Origin of the sequence: Winogradskyella aquimaris (assembly GCF_042676105.1) — a bacterium.
Lineage (GTDB): Bacteria > Bacteroidota > Bacteroidia > Flavobacteriales > Flavobacteriaceae > Winogradskyella > Winogradskyella aquimaris.
On the sequence record NZ_JBHTJQ010000022.1, the window covers coordinates 1 to 3,447 of the forward strand.

Below are 3,447 nucleotides of genomic sequence, written 5' to 3' on the forward strand. Positions count from 1 at the left end.
GGATTATCATTGTTGTCGAAGTTATCGCTTCACCGTGTATATTAATCTTAATCCTCTCTTTTGTTCTTTCTGATTAATCTTCTAAAAATAATAGATTGTAAACTTAAGACGTGTATAGCTCATTGCTGGTAAGTTGCTTAATCGAAGTCAATGCGCATTTGGAAAGTCGCCAAATTTTTAAATTTGACGATTTCCAAAAAGAAAGATAAATAGTAAAATTTAAAAATCTGGCTTGTGGCTCAACCGAAAATTAATCGCTAATTTGCACGCAACGAGCCATACACCAGACCGTTGTAACACATTCCCAAAATGATAAAAACTAAATTAATTTATTTGGTTAAAGCGCATATTTGTAGGTGTTCTATAAATTAAAAATTTGACGGTAGTCAGAAATTGATAAACGAAATTGGAATTTAAAAATAATTTAAGAGGGCATCTTTTCCTACCAGCAATTATTGTTTTAATTGTGATCATTGTTATAAATCAAAAGTTTATTGATGAAAAATTTGATTCTTCAAAAAAAGTAACAATCGGAAAAGTTACAGAAGTTTATTATCGATATAAACAAGGAGGGAATATTAAGTTTAAATTTTTAGTTGATGGAAAATGGATTGACGGACTCGACCCGCAGAACCCTTCATTTCCAAAATACGTAAGAGAAGAAGAACCGATAATTGGTAAATATTATCAAGTTGAATATAATCCAAAAGACCTTTCTGATTCTAAAATAATGATAACTCAAAAAAAATTAACTGATAATGAACTTAAGTCATTTGGAATAGAATAAAAACGTGTTACAACACCGTGTATAATTCATTGCTAGTTCACTGCCGACTTACGAAAATTCCGCTGGAATTTTCTATCTGTGATTTGTTTGCTAAATTAGTTGCTGAAACACGCAACTAACCATACACAAACACGTTGCCATACATACCCAAACCGAATGCCGAGAATTGAATTACGAACTGAAATTAAAGCTGATAAGGAAATAGTTTTTGACCTTTCTCGGAGCATTGATTTACATAAAATATCAACTGAACAAACGAATGAAACTGCAATCGCTGGAAAAACAAGCGGATTAATAGGACTGAATGAAAGCGTGACTTGGCGAGCAAAACATTTTGGAATTTATCAAAAACTGACTTCCAAAATAACGGAATTTGACCGACCGAATTACTTTGCGGATGAAATGGTTAATGGAGCATTTTCGGAATTCAAACACGAACATCACTTTGCGGAATTGAATGGCGGAACTTTGATGACTGATTTTTTTGACTATAAATCACCACTCGGAATTTTAGGAAAGTTAGCGGACAGAATATTTCTCAAAAAATATATGACTGATTTACTAACTGAACGAAACCGAATTGTAAAAAAGTTTGCGGAATCTGACAAGTGGAAACAAATTTTAACTGAATAAAAAAGTACGTATGGCAACAACGTGTATAATTCATTGCTAGTACTCGCCTACTTACGAAAATCCTCGCGGATTTTCTATTCGGTTTGTATTTGCTAATTTAGTTGCTGAAACACGCAACGAAATCATACACAAACACGTTATGTGCAAGCTAAAAAAAGATACGCTGACATTGAAAATTTTGACAAAAAAAGTCACTGAACAGCTTGAATTAGTGTATTTTGCAAATCGGATTTATAAATATTTTTTCAGAGTTATTAACATCCTACCCGCATAAGTGCGGTAAGCATCTAAAAGTTATCAACAAAATTTGCATAAATGAAAGATTTAACTTCTTCAAATATAGACAGACAAAACATCCTAAACAACCCGCTAGTATTAAGTAATTTAAGGGATTATTTTGGTGTTCCTGGAATGCTATTTCAAGAAGAATATAAATACACAAAGCAACAAATATCTGAATTCTACCAAATAGATATAGCTACAATTGATAGATACCTCGAAAATTATGAAAAAGAACTTAAGCATAACGGATACATTGTATTAAAAGGTAAAAATCTAAAAGAATTTAAAACAGATTTTGGACATATTATAAATCTTTCAAGCAGAACATCTCAGTTAGGTGTGTTTAATTTTAGATCTTTTTTAAATTTAGGAATGCTATTGGTTGAAAGTGAAATGGCAAAAGCATTGAGAAGTAAAATTCTCGATATTGTAATTGACACTCTAAATGAAAAAGCTGGAGGTTCAACTAAGTACATAAACCAAAGAGACGAAGACTTTTTAAATGCCATTCTAAAAGAACCACATTATAGAAAAGAATTCACTAAAGCTTTGAATGAGTATTTAGATTTGGGAAATTTTAAATATGCCATTTACACGAGTAAAATTTATGAGTGTATTTTCAAAGAAAACGCCGTAGAATATAAAAAAATCCTAAACCTAAATGAAACGGAGAATGCAAGAGACACAATGTATTCCGAGGTTTTAAAACTTATTGCATCCTTTGAAACTGGTCTCGCTCACGAAATGAAAGAAAAATACAATTCCCTTGGTAGAAAACTAACGAAATCTGAGATGGATTTACTTCTATTTCAATTTTCAGAACATCCACTATTTAAGCCCTTGATTGAAGATGCAAGAATAAAAATGGCTAGTAGGGATTACGGATTTAGAAAAGTCTTTCATGATAGTTTAAAAAATTATATTAATACAGTATCTCAATCTGACTTTGAAAGATTCTTAGGAGAGAAGAGCAAAGCTTTAGAAGAGAGAATAGATGAAAATATAGATGTTTTTAAACGACTAAAAAATCGATAATATGTCATTTATATATTTTGATTTTGAATACGCAGTTAAAGAACACGATTATATAATTGAACATTCTGGTGGACTAACAGGTGCCAAAGATTTAGGGCAGCTTCACGCAACTTTAGATTTTGTTCAAGACGATAATTATTATCCAGAGTTGGAAGATAAAGTTGCCTATTTGTTTTATTCAATAAATAAAAATCATGCTTTTAATGATGGAAACAAAAGATCTTCAATTGCATTAAGCGCTTATTTTCTAGAAATAAATGGACTGAGTCATATCGTTTCTAAATTTATCTCGCAGACGGAAAATATTGCTGTTGACGTCGCTGATAACATAATAGACAGAGATTTATTGAAAGAAGTCATTACTTCCATTATTTATGAAGAGGATTTTAGTTATGAATTAAAACTTAAAATAATAGAAGCTAAAACGAGAGAATAGCGCATAAGCCAGCACATAACAATGTATAAAAATAATAGCGGTTTAATCGCTCAAACGAAAGTAAGTAATTATAAAAAAGGTCTGTGTTTAACCGAAAAGTTAGTGCGTGAAAATCCGCTACTATTCTTATACAAAACCGTTGTGTGTAATTTGAAAAACGAACTGCAAATGAAAAATATGATTTTAAGTTTTCTGATTTTATTAATTGTTTCATCTTGTACGAATACTGAAAAGTTAACAGAATTAGAAAACAGGATTGCTAAAATTGAAAATC

5 protein-coding genes are annotated in these 3,447 nt (G+C 30.9%); all 5 read left to right on the forward strand.

Annotation, left to right across the window (positions count from 1 at the left end; genetic code table 11):
- The first annotated feature begins 406 nt into the window (after positions 1-406).
- Positions 407-787 (forward strand): hypothetical protein, encoded by a 381-nt coding sequence (locus ACFQ1K_RS14450; RefSeq protein ID WP_320556863.1) that lies wholly within the window; start codon positions 407-409, stop codon positions 785-787.
- A 156-nt stretch (positions 788-943) separates the two neighbouring features.
- The gene (locus ACFQ1K_RS14455) at positions 944-1,420 is read left to right on the forward strand and encodes an SRPBCC family protein (RefSeq protein ID WP_320556864.1); all 477 of its coding nucleotides are present in this window, start codon (positions 944-946) and stop codon (positions 1,418-1,420) included.
- Positions 1,421-1,735: 315 nt separating this feature from the next.
- Positions 1,736-2,737: a DNA-binding protein gene (locus ACFQ1K_RS14460; protein WP_320556865.1), complete on the forward strand. Its 1,002-nt coding sequence runs from the start codon at positions 1,736-1,738 to the stop codon at positions 2,735-2,737.
- A gap of 1 nt (position 2,738) precedes the next feature.
- On the forward strand, positions 2,739-3,173 hold the full coding sequence (locus ACFQ1K_RS14465; protein ID WP_320556866.1) for a type II toxin-antitoxin system death-on-curing family toxin: 435 nt from the start codon (positions 2,739-2,741) through the stop codon (positions 3,171-3,173).
- A 21-nt stretch (positions 3,174-3,194) separates the two neighbouring features.
- On the forward strand, positions 3,195-3,447 hold a 253-nt coding region (locus ACFQ1K_RS14470; protein WP_386134373.1), incomplete at its 3' end, for a hypothetical protein.

What these genes read in the sequence shown, in the direction of transcription:
- ACFQ1K_RS14455 (WP_320556864.1), top strand. Translation starts at nt 944, where the DNA reads ATGCCGAGAATTGAATTACGAACTGAAATTAAAGCTGATAAGGAAATA.
- ACFQ1K_RS14460 (WP_320556865.1), top strand. Translation starts at nt 1,736, where the DNA reads ATGAAAGATTTAACTTCTTCAAATATAGACAGACAAAACATCCTAAAC.
- ACFQ1K_RS14465 (WP_320556866.1), top strand. Translation starts at nt 2,739, where the DNA reads ATGTCATTTATATATTTTGATTTTGAATACGCAGTTAAAGAACACGAT.